Genomic DNA, 15,022 nt, shown 5'->3' with positions numbered 1-15,022 from the left:
CTGGCGTTACTTCGCTGCACTTTCTTGTTTGTGAAAGGTTTTGGCTTCTGGACTGCCAGCTGTTCCCTGAGGTTCCGGCAAGATTCCTTCCGGTCTGAACCGGAGGACCAATTGCAGAAGCAAGCCAATAATGAACACGCGCATGTACTTGGCTTTAATGGCGTATTCTGTTGGCAGTTGATCCGTTACAAACTCTGACGCAGACCAGATGATCCAGACAACAGCAACGCCGAGAAGGGCTCCGCGGTTGTTACCTGAGCCGCCGAGGATCAACATAATCCAGATCAGGAATGTGGCGATCATTGGATCAATGGCTTCTGGGGTTATGGACCGGTTAAAGTGAGCAAACAGCGCTCCACCAAGTCCCATCACAGCAGCACCGAAGATGAATGCTTCCAGACGACGCGCCTTGATGTCCTTACCCATAGCGGTTGCTGCATCTTCATTGTCACGGATACCGCGCATCATGCGTCCCCAAGGCGCAGAGATCTGACGCTCGATAGCCCAGTACACGACGAGCACGATGGCAAAGACGAGAGCGAGATAAGCCAGCTGGGAATACAGATAGGACAGATCACCAAATGGACGTGGGATCTTGTTCACACCACGTGCGCCACCTGTCATCCAACCTTCTGACTTGACGACCAGACGGATGATTTCCGCCACGCCGATTGTCGCGATTGCAAGATAATCAGAGCGGAAACGCAAGCATACCTTGCCGATTGGCCATGCAATTGCACCAGCGGCGACCATCGCGCCGATCCAACCGACAACAACTGGCAGTTGGTAGCCCCCCAGATGGACAGCGGATTCTGGTGCTGTGAGCAGTGCGGATGAATAAGCTCCAACAGCGAAGAAGCCCGCAATACCTGCGTTAAAGAGACCGGAAAAGCCCCATTGAATGTTAAGACCGAGAGCCAGAAGGGAGTAAATGCCGATAAAGATCGCCATGAACACCGCGTAGTTAAGCAGACCGATGAGTTCCATGGTTCATCTCCCTCCTACAGAACTTTACCCTTGAGCAAGCCGGTTGGCCGCACAAGAAGGATGAGCAGGAGGATCGCAAACGCCATAGCGGCCTTGTACTCTCCCGGGATAAACAGAACAGATGTTTCTTCAGCAATGCCAACAATCAAGCCACCGATCACCGCACCTTCCACACGCCCTACGCCGCCAAGAATTGCAGCTGCAAACATTGGCAGAAGCATTGTCCAGCCCATGAGCGGCTTCAGCTCTGTGTTGATGCCGAGGAAGAAACCGGAGGCAGCGCACAAGATGCCTACGATACCCCAAGTCAGCATTGTGATTTTGCGGTTATCGACACCCGAAAGTAACGCAAGATCAGGGTTGTCAGACATGGCGCGCATGGCCTTGCCCCACTTGGTTTTCTGCAAAAACGCCCACAATGCGCCGACAATCACGAACATTGCGATGATGGTGTAGATCTCACGATCACGGATGCGGACACCCCAGTAATCGTCAGGTCTGACGATACCACGGGTGTAGGTTTCTGTATCAACACCCCAAACCACCTGAACCACGGCACGCAGCATTAGAGCGATACCCAGTGAAGACATCACCACGATGATCTTTGGGCGCTCGGAGAGATAGTCGTAGAATAGCTTGTCGATGCCGATGGCCATAAACGCGCAAACAACCATCGCAACGGGAAGCGCAACCCAAGGGCTAACTCCGAAGATGGTCACCACTCCGAGGGCTGCAAATGCGCCGAGCGTTGCGAGGTCACCGTGCGCAAGGTGCGCAAATCTCAAGATACCGAATACCAGCGTGATACCAACTGCGCCCAGAGCGTAGATTGAGCCCAGTACGATCCCCGGCATGAGGTAAAAATTGACGAATTCCATGAATGGCATTGGATTTTCCCTTACTACCCGCCGAGGAACATTTCAGCGACTTCACGATCTGCGAGCAGCTCTTGCCCCGTTCCTTCATGCCGGTTGCTTCCAGCTGCAAGAACGTAGCCTTTGTCAGCAAATGCCAGCGCTTGCTTGGCGTGCTGCTCTACGAGCAAGATCGAAAGACCTGCATCACGCAGGTTGCGGGTGATCTCAAAAATTTGCTCCATGTATTTTGGAGAGAGACCGGCGGTCGGCTCATCCAGTAAGAGCAAAGACGGGTTGAGCATCAATGCACGGCCCATTGCCACCATCTGCCGTTGACCGCCAGACAGGTTTCCAGCCAACGCACTGCGGCGCTCTTTGAGATCAGGGAACAGGGTGTAGACCCTTTCCAAGCTTTCAGAAATGTCACCTTTCCGAAGGAAGGCTCCCATTTCGAGGTTCTCGTGAATGGTCATCTCACGGAAGATGTTGTTGACCTGAGGAACGTAACAAACACCGTGTTGTACAATACGGTTTGGCTTCCAGCCTGCGATGTCTGTTCCGTTGACGACAATAGAACCGCCACGGACCTTCAGAAGACCAAAGATCGCCTTCATCGCTGTCGACTTGCCAGCTCCATTCGGGCCGACGATTACAACAATTTCCTGCTCGGTTACTTGCATGTCGACACCCTGTAGGATGTCCGCATCGCCATATCCGCCACGAACACCAGTCATGGTGAGGATTGGTTTGCCGGAGTACTTTTGTTGCGCGGAGTTCTTTGACATTGGTTGCTCTGCAATTGCTTGAGACGTCATTAGAGTGCAGCCTCCCCAACCGTTTCACCGAGGTAAGCTTCAAGCACCCGCGCATCAGAACGAACGGTCTGGAAATCGCCTTCAATCAAGACAGAGCCTTCCGCCATACAGATGACAGGATCGCAGAGCTTCTCAATCATCTCCATATCGTGCTCAATCAGGACGAATGTGTAGCCGCGTTCCTGGTTCAGGATTTGGATTTTATCTTCAAGGCGGCGTAGCAATGTTCTGTTAACACCAGCGGCTGGCTCATCCAACAGCACCAGCTTTGCATCAGTCATCATTGTACGGCCAAGCTCAAGAAGCTTCTTCTGCCCGCCAGACAGATTACCTGCACGCTCATTTACAACATGAGACAGCTCCAGAAAATCCAGTGTCTCCAAAGCTTTCTGGCGTACTTCTTCTTCTTGCTTCTTCACGCTGCCAAAGCTGAGCCAGTTCTGGAATAAGTTCTCACCTTTTTGAGAGGGCGGAACCAACATGAGGTTTTCGAGAGCTGACAGACGATGAAACTCATGCGGGATCTGAAATGTACGTACCAAGCCCTTATGAAACAGCTGATCAGAGCTGAGGCGCGTTACATCTTCTCCCAAAAATTTAATTTTTCCAGCAGTAGGCTGTAGAGCACCGGCAATCAAATTGAACGTTGTGGTTTTACCCGCCCCATTTGGACCGACTAAACCTGTGATTGTGCCCTTTTGAACCGAAAATGAGCAATTATTGACGGCTCTAAACCCGCCGAATTGCTTCGACAGCTGTTCGATTTCCAGCATTATTATCCCCCCAGACTGCAAAGGACTGGCGTTTTATTGTTGTCAAGCACCTACCTAATGCCCTTAGTAGCATATTATTTCAAGGCAGGATTCCGCGCCATTTGCAGCCTAATCACTCGATTATTGTGGTTCTATCTGGACAAGTTGAGTGAAACTTTCCAGATTCCACCTCCTAACAACCTTCCCATAAGTTGCGAGGAAATAGCTTCGACTGCGCATATATTGCCTGAAGCATATAGATAATTCCACTTATATGCGCAGTTTGAAGTGTTTTTAGAACAAAATAATTTCACAAATTAGGTAATTTTCGCAGCAATCTTACAGATCGCTGCGCACCTGCCAAAGTTCTGGAAACAGCACAGTATCCAACATTTTTTTCAGGTATGGTGCACCAGAGGTGCCCCCGGTACCCATTTTGCTTCCAATAATACGCTCTACGGTTGTGAGGTGATTGAATCGCCACCGCCGAAAAAAGTCTTCAAAGTCGATTAGCTTCTCCGCGAGATCGTAGAAATGCCAATTATCACGTGGATTGCGATATATTATTTCCCAAGCCTTCTGAACTGACGCATCAGTTGTGTATGGCTTTGTGACGTCTCGGTTGAGTACTTCATCGGATATTTCGAAGCCAGCACGTGCAAGAGCACGCACCATCTGATCATAGATACCTGGAGCCTCGTAGATCTGATGAAGCCATGCTGAGACCTCCGGCATATGCTCATGTGGTTTCATCAAAGCTGGATTTTTGTTGCCAACCACAAATTCGATGGCACGGTACTGGTAGCTCTGAAATCCAGATGACTTGCCAAGGCTATCACGAAACGTGGTGTAATCGCTTGGTGTCATGGTACGCAGAATGTCCCATGCACTGTTGAGCTGCGCGAAGATCTTGTTGACGCGAGCCATTAGCTTTGAAACCTCAGCAAACTCATCCGCTGCCAAAGCTGAGCAAGCCTCCGACATTTCGCGGATCGCCAACTTCATCCAAAGTTCTGCCGTTTGATGCTGAATGATAAACAGCAGTTCATCATGAGCTTCGGTCAACGGAGCTTGCGCACCCAACACGTCGGGAAGACGAAGGTAATCGCCATAAGACATGTTTTCTTTGAAAGAGAGCTCAGCCCCATGATGCTCTAATTTGCGATCAATACTCTCAACCATGCTTATGTAACCTTGCTTTTTTGGTGGTATTCCGGCTTATCCCAGAGATCACCTGCAATAATTTCTTCAAGAATTTCAGCAGCTTTATAAACTTCTGCAAAGGAGAGGTACAAAGGAGCAAACCCGAAACGGATGATGTTTGGTGCTCGGAAGTCTCCAATCACTCCACGATCAATGAGCGCTTGCATGACCGCATAGCCCTGCTCATGGCGGAATGAAACTTGTGAACCGCGCTTAAGCGGATTAATTGGTGACGCAAGTTCCAAATTAGGACAGCGGCGCTTGACCTCGGAAATGAACAACTCACTCAATTCGATGGATTTGCCCTGCAATGCCTCCAAAGAGGTTTCATCGAAGACATCCAAAGATGCATCCAGAGCGGTCATGGCAAGAACCTGAGGCGTGCCAACTCGCATCTGGTCTGTTTTCGCAGATGGGGTGTATCCCAGATCAAAGGCAAACGGCGCATCGTGCCCCATCCAACCCGTTAGCGGATTGCCTGAATGGCTTTGATGTTCGGGTGCTACATAAACAAATGCCGGAGCGCCGGGACCACCATTCAGATATTTGTAGGAGCAACCAACAGCAAAGTCCGCTTTCGCTTCCTTCAGGTGGACCGGGAAAGCACCAGCAGAGTGGCAAAGATCCCACATTGCTAATGCACCAACGGAATGCGCTTTTTCAGTTAACGCTTTCATGTCGTGTTTGCGGCCCGTGCGGTAATCCACCTCAGTGAGCATCATGACTGCGATAGTTTCATCAAGAGCAGCTTCAACCTCTTCCGGAGCGACCAGACGCAGCTCTATGTCGCCGCCGGTCAGTTCTTTCAGGCCTTGCGCCATATAAAGGTCAGTCGGAAAATTTCCGGTATCGGAAAGGATAACTTTACGCTCCGGGCGCATCTTGATGGCAGTCGCCAGAACTTTAAAGACATTCAGAGAGGTGCTGTCAGCGCAGATCAAAGTTCCGTCATCAGCTCCAACGAGCTTGGCAATCCTGTTTCCAACTTTGCTTGGCAGGTCAATCCAGCCGTGGCAATTCCAGCCTTTGATGAGACTTTTACCCCATTGCTCTTCAACTGCACTGGCTAAAACCGCAGACACATTCTTAGGTAGAGCCCCCAGTGAATTTCCGTCCAGATAGATAATCCCATCAGGAATTGAGAAAAGCTGGCGCAATCGAGCGAGCGGGTCAGCTCCATCTCTTTGCTCAATGCTTACTGCATCCAGTTCCACTATCAGCCCCCTATTATCATTTTCATGATCACACTCTTTTTGGCATTAAAGCAATACCGAGCTGCGATTCCATTTTTTAATATTTCAAGTTTAAAGTATTTTTAGCAACAGTCTCGCCATGAAGTCTAGGTAAAAAGTATTATCTGGAATTTTCAGAACAAATATTCTAAATATGTAGAATAGGAAATCAAACTCGCCCAAATGGGCCGCAATCACAGCGATATCTTGCAATAGCGCTGAAAAAATATAAGCAGTACTCTAGATAGTCAGGGGCAGATCTAACTTCCTACCACAAACAAAGGAAAGCTCTGCTCACGGCTGAAGATCTGGATCAAACAAAAATGAAACTAGGCCGGATCACTGTTAAGGAAGAAACCCATGAAGAGTGCCCTTAGAAAGACAGAGGCACAAGTCTGGCCAGAACCAAAACGCCAGTTTGCTGCACTGCCTTTCAAGAAGAATAAAAAAGGTAAGCTACAGATTCTTCTGATTACGTCCCGCGAAACCAAGCGTTGGGTTCTCCCTAAAGGCTGGCCAATGAAGGATCTCAGTGGTGGAGAAGCCGCAGAGCAAGAAGCCTTCGAAGAAGCTGGCATTAAAGGTGAGCTGACAGATCAAGCTGCTGGAATCTATCATTACCCTAAACTTCGGGTCACCAAAGAGCCAATCCCTTGCCGCGTGAAGGTTTTTCCGTTGGAAGTGACTGAAATGCTCGAGGACTGGCCAGAGAAGGACGAACGCACACGGAAATGGTTCTCCGTGAGCGATGCTGTTCATGCCGTTGATGAGCCGGAACTGAAGGCTTTACTGGCAAACTGGTCACCTGAGAAAAACTAGGTAACAGCCTGTTTGCTAGGCATGCTCAGCCTTAAAGCGACGTTCCAGCCAGCGAACCCCTTGTGAGACAATCAGGATCAACACCAGATACTCCAACACAAGGACGCTGTAGATTTCGAGTGGTCGGTATTCTGTGACGACTAGCTCATTTGCACGCCTTGTAAGGTCTTGCAGGCCAATCACAGATACCAAACTCGACATTTTCAGCATGTAGACAAGTTGGTTCCCAAGGGGTGGCAGCATACGGCGGATCGCGAGTGGGAGAATGATAAAACGTAAACGCTGAAAATAGCTCAATCCGAGCGAGCGGCCCGCTTCGATCTGTCCCTTATCGACTGACTGTATGCCTGCTCTGAAAATTTCGGCCTGAAATGCGCTGTCTGACAAGGCAAGAGCCAGTACACCCGCCCAAAATACGTTGATCGAGATGTTTGCAACAACAGGCAAGCCGTAATAGACCCAAAAGATTAGCACCAGACTTGGCACTGAGCGCACCACTTCAACGTAAGTTCGGTTAAAGGCAACTCCGTACTTATTGTCTGAGAGCCCCGGCAGAGCAACAATAAGGCCAACAAACATAGAGATCGCGATTGCAGTGAGCGAGACGCTGACAGTTTCTTGCAGCCCGGCGATCATGAAACCGAGATTGACTCTTCCTGTCTCAGTATTTGGTGAGACTACATACCAGCCCCACTGATCTCCAGTGCAGCCCGCCAAAACGAATGCCAATGCGACGAGCACTGCTGCATTTCGGAAATTCAAGGTATCCACCTTCCAAATTTAAGAAGGCTGCCAACGGAAGCAAAACACGTAAGCAGCTCATGTATCTGCCTCAACACAGATAGATTGCCGGACACAAAACCTAGAGTGTCGTGCGCTCTTATACAAATCTTATAGGGACTTACCGCACACAATAAGTTGAAGTTGGTTTTCTCTCAAAAAACAGCGTTGTAGTTATCGCTAAAATGACTAGGTTTGGACTGGGCCAGATTCCAACTGCGTTTCAAGGAACTTTCATGAAGATGCTACGTTCATTTCTTACTGTAATTTTCGCCGTGGGCACATTGTTCTCCGGCTCTGCATTCGCGCAATCCGCGCTTAACAAAATTCTGGATTCCGGAGAACTGAAGGTTGGTACAACCGGAGACTGGAACCCAATGTCTGTTCGTGATCCTGCCAGCAATGGGTATAAGGGGTACGACATCGACATCATGAACGAACTTGCAAGCGATCTTGGCGTGAAGCTTACCTTTATTCCAACCGATTGGAAAACCTTGGTGAACGGTATCGTTGCAGGCAAGTACAACCTGACTGGGTCTGCCTCAATCTCTCCAAGCCGCATGAAAGTGGCCGGTTATTCTGAGAGCTACATTTCCGTTGAGATCCTGCCATATACGACCAGCAGTAAACTTGGTGAGTTCAACAGCTGGGACAGCATTAACCAAAAAGACGTTACGGTCGCAACCACACTTGGCACTACGTTTGAGAAGCTGAGCAAGGAATGGTTCCCGAATGCAACTATCAAGGTTGTTGAGGCTCCTGCTCGCGGTTATCAGGAAGTCCTCTCAGGTCGCGCTGATGTTTTCATCACCTCCAATATCGAAGGTGCGACGCTGAAAGCGAAGTTCAAGCAGATCACCAACGTGCCGGTTGCTGAAAGCAGAAATCCAACCCCAATCGCAATGCTGATGCCACAGACTGATCAGGTTTGGATCAATTACATCAACAACTGGATCAAGATTAAAAAAATGAATGGTTTCCTTGATGCGACAGCTCAGAAATGGGGTCTGGCGCAGTAACAAACTGCTCATAAAAGATAAGAAAGGCGCCTCGATTTGAGGCGCCTTTCTTATCTTGGGTTCATTGTGCGCTTATGCGTCTACCTGAATAAACTTAGCGACCCAATCCTGCATCGCTTTGCGGTTTATATCGATCGATGTTGCCGCATGAGAAAGAGACTGCATGGCCTGCCACCAGTGTTGGCATTTGGGCTTCAGCATTAGTTCTCCGCCAAACATGCCTGCAAGCTGCTGAGCCTGAGAAAACGTAGTGGCATAGGCAACATCAACGAGTGTTACGTGATGACCTACGGCATAAGGCTCAGCGTCAATCATGTCTTCCAAGCGCTCAAACGCAACACTCATATCATTGATCAACTGCTTGTAGACTTCGTCCCTTGGAGGCTTGCCTGCTTTAATCGGAGCATAAAATGCACGAACAGATGGCTCAATGCGCGTATCGTGCAGGCCTATCAGAGCTCTGACTTTAGCTCGCTCGATAGGATGTTCTGGCAGCAGAGCCGGAGACGGTGCGGTTTCCTCAAGATACTCAAGGATCGCGTTTGAATCCGACAGAGCGGCTTCACCATCCTTCAGGCCGGGGATAGAACCGGCTGGAACAATCTTCTTGTAGGCTGCTGATCCATACCCATCTGGAGGCGGTAGTTCGGCGTAATCCAGATCTTTCATGTCCAAAGCAATTCGAACTTTCGCGCAGAATACGGATTCTGGGTAGGCAAAAAATTGTATCATTGGATCACCAGATTGTGCTTAGCAACGGCGCTGATTTATGCGCACGCTTGGGAACATGCGGCAAACAAGAGCGCCTAGGAAGGAGGACGCAATACAATTTGTGTTGCACTGCAAACGTGGTGTTTTTAGCAGTCTATGAATTGTTTCGCCACTTCAACCTTTGGGTACGCTGTTTTTGGACGGCAAATTGCTTCGCCGCCGCAAGTGTCATCTTTGATAAGCTAGAGCTGCTTGGCGCTGTCCAAGTTCACCTTGAAGATCATCAGATCATCCCGACGCTCGACTTCACCTTCCAGCGAAATCAAAAGAGCGACCCAATCTTCAACCTCAGAGGTCAAAGGCTCACCATTCTCGTCAGCCAACACGAAAAACTCACTTCCCATAAGGGGCGTAGAGGTTACGAAAACGGGAGGAATACCACCAATGATGCAGAGATTTGCGCAGGCCTTGTGGGCTAAGCCAACACCTGGACGCATTGCGCCGTTGTAGCATTTGCCGTCACAGATCTCGCCAGTTAACCGCCATTTGCCTAAATGCTCTGCTGGTGCTGGTGTAAAGTTCTGAACTGGGTTTTCCGCAGCGCGAAGAGAGACCTTTCCTCCGACCTGCAGCATATCCAAATCACCACGCTTCAGCAAAATACCGCCCGCGTCAACAGGTTGCCCAACCAAAGGCCCGGCAAGTTGCTGCATACCCCGTTTGCCAATACCAGAAATCAGCATGGCATGCGGCTTGTCACGCCTATTTTCTCCGGCGGGAAGCCGGAGAAGTGGGTAAGGTTTTGCATCTACATAGCCCGTAAACGTTTGGTATCCAGCACCCCATGCAAAACGAGCATCACCTGGGTCCGGGACAGATGAGCCAATACCAAATGCCACACCAGCTGCTGCGCCAACGAGGATTGCAGAGATCAGGAACAAGAAGCCTTGCAGGCTCTTTGGTGGCTTCTTCGCCCAACCGATAAAGAAGGGGTCAGGTTTCTTTTTGGCCATTAGCTTCCCTCCACCATTATCGGAGAAACAGTAGGTTCAACATACGTTCCCGGTGGCAGAGCTTTTACGTTCAGCCACAAACGACCGTTTTCCAGTTTAAGGCGATATGTGGAAATTTTCTCTGTAAATGGTGGTGGAGATTTTCCATCTTCCAGGCGGTACTGATAGCCATGCCAAGGGCAAGTCACACAGCCATAAACAATCTTGCCTTCTCCCAAAGGTCCGTTCTGGTGGGCGCAAACATTAGAGATCGCAGAGAGCTTCTTGCCATTTCTGAAGATCGCGACACGCTCGTCATCAGTAATGGAGATAATTCTCGCCCGCTTATCAGGAACATCTTTTGGATCACCTGCATCCATCCAGGTGCCGCTGTCATCCATCGTATTCTGCTGCGTATCAAAGAGATGCTCTTTTCTTGCAGCAAGCAGATGCAAGGTAGCGACAAGCGCGACGGACGCCCCGACTGCAGTGGTCATGAAAGGACTAGCAGCGCTTTGCAAAGCACCTAGTGCAACGTGGGCAACAACCAGCGCATACGCCAGATAGATCCCCATATGGAGTGTCTTCCAAAGCGTAGGCTTTAGGAAATGAAGCCAGAAATCATGACTTGTAACTGCGAGAATGGTCAGGATCAGAAGGGCAAAGACTCCTAGGATTTCGAAAGGGAAACCCAGGAAACGATCAAAGCTGGTATTTACAATGAAGACCGAGACGTAACGATTAATCGGCGAGAATGCATTGTACCAGCCGAGGATATTGTCGACATGGAAGTACGCGAGAACGCAAGTGATCACGCCTAGGTGACGGCGGTTATACAGAAGCGGCAGGAAGCGCTTATCCAACCGTGCTAGGGGTCCGATACATAGAATGAACGTGAGCAGGAAGAAGACACAGGTTCCAAATGCCTGAGCTTTGTAGATGTCCCAATCAATCGGTCTTGTGACTGTCTGGAACATCGGCGCAACGTAGATGTAGATTCCCAGATATGCGCCAACAGTTGCCAAGACGACGGCATCATAGACAAATTTTGTACGGTTCCAGATTACCGGTACATATTTAACACTCACTGGTTTGCCTCCAGAGCCGACTTTGCTGTGTCGTCAAGGGGAACAGGCGGCTGTTCGTGCGTTCCTGTCGGACGCATCAAAAGCGCTAGTCCCAAAACGAGGGGAATAAGAATGGCCAGGATGAGCCAAATGGTGCGGTGGGCTTTTCGATAGGCACGCTGCATTACTTCTTGGCCTCCTGCTCTTCGTGGAGTTCTTTTTCTTCTTTATCGAGCAAGATTTTTTCACCGGAGCGTTCCAGTGCAATCCAACGCACAATGACAACTGGCCAAAGAAGGATCAGCCCCGGGATAATCTGCAGGCGGAAGAGAAAAGCTCCACGCGCAGCAAGTTCCACACGCCCCAGGCCAAAACTGATAAAAGCCAGAGCGACGACAAGACCAATCACGCAGTAAATTTGTGCAATCAGAATAATACCTTCAGCAACGATCATTTCTGCACCCTACTGATTTTGTGCTGCCGTTGTTGGCAGGGAGAATTAGTCATTGGGGCCGTGCCCTGCCCAGTTGATGCCAGCAAGCTCCGACATTTCCTTCTTCCAACTCGTGATATCATCGATAGAGAAATCGGAGATATGCGCATGCCCGCAAGCCCGGGCCATCACTTTCATCAGTTCAACTGAGGCCGTGAAAAACTTCTCTAAACGCTTTGCGGACTTTTCAACTTCCAAACGCGCGACCAGATGGTCTTTCTGAGTAGCGATACCGACCGGGCAGTTGTTGGTATGGCACGCTCTCATGGCAATACAGCCAATGGCCTGCATTGGCGCATTCGCCAAGGCTATTGCATCAGCACCCAAGGCCATTGCTTTCACGAAATCTTCCGGTTTACGAAGTCCACCGGTAATGACAAGCGTTACATCCCGTTGACCGCTGCGATCCAGATGACGACGCGCTCGCGCCAATGCCGGAATGGTTGGAACAGAGATATTATCTCGGAACACGAGCGGAGAAGCACCCGTGCCGCCGCCACGCCCATCGAGGATGATGTAATCAACGCCAACTTCCAGAGCCGCATCGATGTCTTTCTCGATGTGCTGTGCGGACAGCTTGAAGCCAATTGGGATCCCGCCAGTTTTATCGCGCACTTCATCTGCAAACTTGCGGAAATCTGCAGGCTTCATCCACTCTGGAAATCTTGCAGGCGAGATGGCGCCCTCTCCTGGCGGCAACCCTCTCACCGCTGCGATTTTCTCAGTCACTTTCGCAGCTGGAAGGTGACCACCAGTTCCGGTTTTTGCCGCCTGTCCGCCTTTGAAATGGAAGGCCTGAACTTTCTCCAGCTGGTCCCATGAAAAGCCGAAGCGCGCAGAAGCTAACTCATAAAAGTAACGCGTATTTTCTGCTTGCTCTTCTGGCAACATCCCACCTTCACCGGAGCAAATACCTGTGCCAACGCTCTCCGCTCCGCGAGCAAGTGCTATTTTTGCTGGTTCAGACAATGCACCGAAGCTCATATCTGAGACGAAGAGCGGGATTTGCAGGTGTAAAGGTTTTTGAGCTTTGGGACCAATAACGATATCTGTTCCAACGGGCTCTTCATCCAAACGCGGCGGCTTCTGCAGCTGCGCTGTCAGTATCTGGATGTCCTCCCATTGAGGCAGTTCTGTCGTTGGCACCCCCATAGCTTCAATTGTGCCGTGATGGCCCGTCTGCTTCAGGCCTGCACGTGCGTATGTTTGAATCAGTTTGTTATGGGGTTCTTCTTCCGTGCCATGAAAGTCCGCATACTCACCCAGATAGGCTTTGCGGAAATAGGGTTGCGGATTGTCCTTTGCCCATGCCTTCACTTCATCTTCATCAACATAGATGTTGCCGTCTTCAACGAAATGCGTGAACTTTCGCAGGCACTCTTTATTGTCATAGGCGCTGACGCCAGAATTCAGGCGATAATCCCATTGGTGCAGTCCACAAATCAGATTGCGACCTCTGACATATCCATCAGAAAGCAATGCACCGCGATGGAGGCAACGGCCGTAGAGGACGGAGATGTCCTCATCAAACTTTACGACAACGAGATCCACCTCGCTAACAAGTGCATGAGCAGGCTTACGATCTTCAAGTTCATCTAATGCAGCAACTTGCACTTTACGCATTAAGCGGATTCCTTACGCTTTGCAGCCCAACAGCTGTTTGAGTGCATTTCAAAATTCAGATCGCCAAGTTATTCTACGTACTTATCCATATCTGTTCTATTTAGCACAGCTGCAGAGTACATGTCCGAAACATCCCGGCGCATCAAAGTTGTAAGCTGAGAGTGTCTTAGAATAACTGCACATGACCTTACCCAAAGTTAGTATCTGACTTGCAAGAGAGCATTACTCTTACGAGTAAAATACATTTCAATCTGTTGCAGCTTCTCCCCCCGGATTACGTAGATAACACCCTAAAAACTTCAGTAATGACGGGATAGTAACGTTTAAACAAAGAAGCGTCAGTCTATCAAAATACACAGTGAGAAACACATGGGGAGTTGAGGGCAAACCTTGGAAAGTAGCTGACTCTCTGGAGGTCTTAAAGAATAAGAGGACAAGGAAAGCAGTAGCCAATTAATGTTTGAACCCAAGCAGTTCCATGCTTACTCTTGCTGTAAATCATCCGTATTTATGAGAGATATCCATGAAAATTGCAGCTGTTACCATCTCCGACCGCGCCAGTGATGGAACTTACGAAGACAAAAGTGGCCCAGCTATTCTCGCATATCTAGAAGAAGCTGTGACTAGCCCATGGGAGCCCGTCCATAAGATCATTCCGGATGGAATCGAAAGCGTCAGCACTACTTTGAAGCAATTGGCCGATGAAGATGGTATCGACCTGATCCTCACAACAGGTGGAACAGGCCCTTCTCCTCGCGACTTGACGCCTGAAGCGATGGAATTGGTGATGGAGAAGGAACTTCGTGGGTTTGGAGAACTGATGCGCCAACTGTCGCTGAAAGAAGTGCCGACTGCAATTCTTTCACGTCAAACAGCTGGCATTCGTGGCAAAAGCCTCATCATCAACCTGCCGGGCAAACCAGCCAGCATCAAAGCCTGCCTTGATGCAGTGTTCCAAGCGGTGCCGTACTGCCTGGATCTGATCGGCGCAGGGCGTATTGAAACAGATCCAAACGTGATCGTGGCGTTTCGTCCAAAGGCGAAGTAAGTACTTTACTCCGGCATCCAGGTTGAATGGATTTCCTGGGCTTCTTGTCTACCCTTGGCGGGTCTTGTTTCATCAACTTTGCCAATGGAGATAAAGCACAGGAACTCCTCATTGTCTGAGAGACCCAGCCCTTTATGGAAGGCAGATGAACGAGCACTGCTGCCGCTGGTAATCCGGGACGCATATCCCATTGCGTGAGCTACAAGCACCATATTTTGCAAAGCTGTTCCTGCTGAGAGCATTTGCTCATATTGGGGAATGCGGGTCTCATCCGAACCGTGAAAACATCCGATCAAAACCAGAAGCACAGGCCCTTTATGCGCTTTTTCCCGTGCACGAGTGAGCGCTTCTTCGGTTGGTTCATCTTGAACCTCTTCAACGGCCTTTACAAAAAGATCTCCCAGATCATTGCGTGCGTCTGTAGGGATCTCCAAAATCCGGAATGGATGTAGATGCCCGTGATCAGGAGCAGCTGCAGCGACCTCAATTATCAGCTTCATCTCTTCTCTATTCGGACCAGGCGCTTTCATGAGCTTAAGTGATGCTGATGTGCGCGAACGAATGATCTCGACCAGTTGTTGAGCGTTCATGATGACGCCTCTCGCCTTTAACTATTTATAGAAC

17 protein-coding genes are annotated in these 15,022 nt (G+C 49.7%); 3 read left to right on the top strand and 14 right to left on the bottom strand.

The window, feature by feature from the left end:
* Window positions 1-6: 6 nt before the first annotated feature.
* From PsAD26_RS05300 to kynU, 6 genes are all read right to left on the bottom strand, one after another.
* Window positions 7-987 carry a branched-chain amino acid ABC transporter permease gene (locus PsAD26_RS05300; protein WP_063309574.1) on the bottom strand — a complete coding sequence of 327 codons (981 nt, stop codon included), beginning with the start codon at window positions 985-987 and terminating at the stop codon, window positions 7-9.
* Between the two features lie 14 nt (window positions 988-1,001).
* A complete protein-coding gene (locus tag PsAD26_RS05295; protein WP_063309573.1) occupies window positions 1,002-1,874 on the bottom strand; it encodes a branched-chain amino acid ABC transporter permease in 873 nt (290 codons plus the stop codon).
* A 14-nt stretch (window positions 1,875-1,888) separates the two neighbouring features.
* Window positions 1,889-2,659, bottom strand: coding sequence for an ABC transporter ATP-binding protein (locus PsAD26_RS05290; protein ID WP_244278159.1), 771 nt, complete (start codon window positions 2,657-2,659; stop codon window positions 1,889-1,891).
* Window positions 2,659-3,432 carry an ABC transporter ATP-binding protein gene (locus PsAD26_RS05285; protein WP_063309572.1) on the bottom strand — a complete coding sequence of 258 codons (774 nt, stop codon included), beginning with the start codon at window positions 3,430-3,432 and terminating at the stop codon, window positions 2,659-2,661. The genes PsAD26_RS05290 and PsAD26_RS05285 overlap by 1 nt, the downstream gene beginning before the upstream one ends.
* 318 nt (window positions 3,433-3,750) lie before the next feature.
* Window positions 3,751-4,593, bottom strand: coding sequence for a tryptophan 2,3-dioxygenase (gene kynA, locus PsAD26_RS05280; protein WP_063309571.1), 843 nt, complete (start codon window positions 4,591-4,593; stop codon window positions 3,751-3,753).
* Between the two features lie 2 nt (window positions 4,594-4,595).
* Window positions 4,596-5,828, bottom strand: coding sequence for a kynureninase (gene kynU, locus PsAD26_RS05275; protein WP_063309570.1), 1,233 nt, complete (start codon window positions 5,826-5,828; stop codon window positions 4,596-4,598).
* Window positions 5,829-6,206: 378 nt separating this feature from the next.
* Here kynU and PsAD26_RS05270 point away from each other — a divergent pair, with 378 nt between their 5' ends.
* Window positions 6,207-6,665, top strand: a complete 459-nt coding sequence (locus PsAD26_RS05270) for an NUDIX hydrolase (protein WP_063309569.1) — start codon at window positions 6,207-6,209, stop codon at window positions 6,663-6,665.
* A 15-nt stretch (window positions 6,666-6,680) separates the two neighbouring features.
* Here PsAD26_RS05270 and PsAD26_RS05265 read toward each other — a convergent pair whose 3' ends face one another.
* Window positions 6,681-7,436, bottom strand: a complete 756-nt coding sequence (locus PsAD26_RS05265) for an amino acid ABC transporter permease (RefSeq protein ID WP_206599990.1) — start codon at window positions 7,434-7,436, stop codon at window positions 6,681-6,683.
* A gap of 245 nt (window positions 7,437-7,681) precedes the next feature.
* Here PsAD26_RS05265 and PsAD26_RS05260 point away from each other — a divergent pair, with 245 nt between their 5' ends.
* On the top strand, window positions 7,682-8,464 hold the full coding sequence (locus tag PsAD26_RS05260; protein WP_208860239.1) for a transporter substrate-binding domain-containing protein: 783 nt from the start codon (window positions 7,682-7,684) through the stop codon (window positions 8,462-8,464).
* Between the two features lie 72 nt (window positions 8,465-8,536).
* Here PsAD26_RS05260 and PsAD26_RS05255 read toward each other — a convergent pair whose 3' ends face one another.
* From PsAD26_RS05255 to PsAD26_RS05235, 6 genes are all read right to left on the bottom strand, one after another.
* Complete coding sequence (locus PsAD26_RS05255) at window positions 8,537-9,196, bottom strand: glutathione S-transferase N-terminal domain-containing protein (protein WP_063309567.1); 660 nt, start codon at window positions 9,194-9,196, stop codon at window positions 8,537-8,539.
* Between the two features lie 221 nt (window positions 9,197-9,417).
* Entirely contained in the window at window positions 9,418-10,188 is a 771-nt protein-coding gene (locus tag PsAD26_RS05250) for a hypothetical protein (RefSeq protein WP_063309566.1), read from the bottom strand.
* The gene (locus PsAD26_RS05245; protein ID WP_063309565.1) at window positions 10,188-11,255 is read right to left on the bottom strand and encodes a Rieske 2Fe-2S domain-containing protein; all 1,068 of its coding nucleotides are present in this window, start codon (window positions 11,253-11,255) and stop codon (window positions 10,188-10,190) included. Before PsAD26_RS05245 ends, PsAD26_RS05250 begins: the two co-directional genes overlap by 1 nt.
* Window positions 11,252-11,419: a hypothetical protein gene (locus tag PsAD26_RS29620; protein WP_159096913.1), complete on the bottom strand. Its 168-nt coding sequence runs from the start codon at window positions 11,417-11,419 to the stop codon at window positions 11,252-11,254. Before PsAD26_RS29620 ends, PsAD26_RS05245 begins: the two co-directional genes overlap by 4 nt.
* Complete coding sequence (locus PsAD26_RS05240; protein ID WP_063309564.1) at window positions 11,419-11,688, bottom strand: hypothetical protein; 270 nt, start codon at window positions 11,686-11,688, stop codon at window positions 11,419-11,421. Before PsAD26_RS05240 ends, PsAD26_RS29620 begins: the two co-directional genes overlap by 1 nt.
* Window positions 11,689-11,733: 45 nt before the next feature.
* Window positions 11,734-13,350, bottom strand: coding sequence for a glutamate synthase-related protein (locus PsAD26_RS05235; protein WP_063309563.1), 1,617 nt, complete (start codon window positions 13,348-13,350; stop codon window positions 11,734-11,736).
* 523 nt (window positions 13,351-13,873) lie between these two features.
* Here PsAD26_RS05235 and mog point away from each other — a divergent pair.
* Window positions 13,874-14,398 (top strand): molybdopterin adenylyltransferase, encoded by a 525-nt coding sequence (mog, locus tag PsAD26_RS05230; RefSeq protein WP_063309562.1) that lies wholly within the window; start codon window positions 13,874-13,876, stop codon window positions 14,396-14,398.
* A gap of 5 nt (window positions 14,399-14,403) precedes the next feature.
* On the opposite strand, the gene PsAD26_RS05225 is transcribed toward mog, so the two are convergent.
* Window positions 14,404-14,988, bottom strand: a complete 585-nt coding sequence (locus PsAD26_RS05225) for a nitroreductase (RefSeq protein WP_063309561.1) — start codon at window positions 14,986-14,988, stop codon at window positions 14,404-14,406.
* Window positions 14,989-15,022: the final 34 nt, after the last annotated feature.

This window comes from Pseudovibrio sp. Ad26 (assembly GCF_001623285.1).
Lineage (GTDB): Bacteria > Pseudomonadota > Alphaproteobacteria > Rhizobiales > Stappiaceae > Pseudovibrio > Pseudovibrio ascidiaceicola.
The sequence above is the reverse complement of the archived record's forward strand: the minus strand, read 5'-3'. Positions and strand labels throughout refer to the sequence as shown.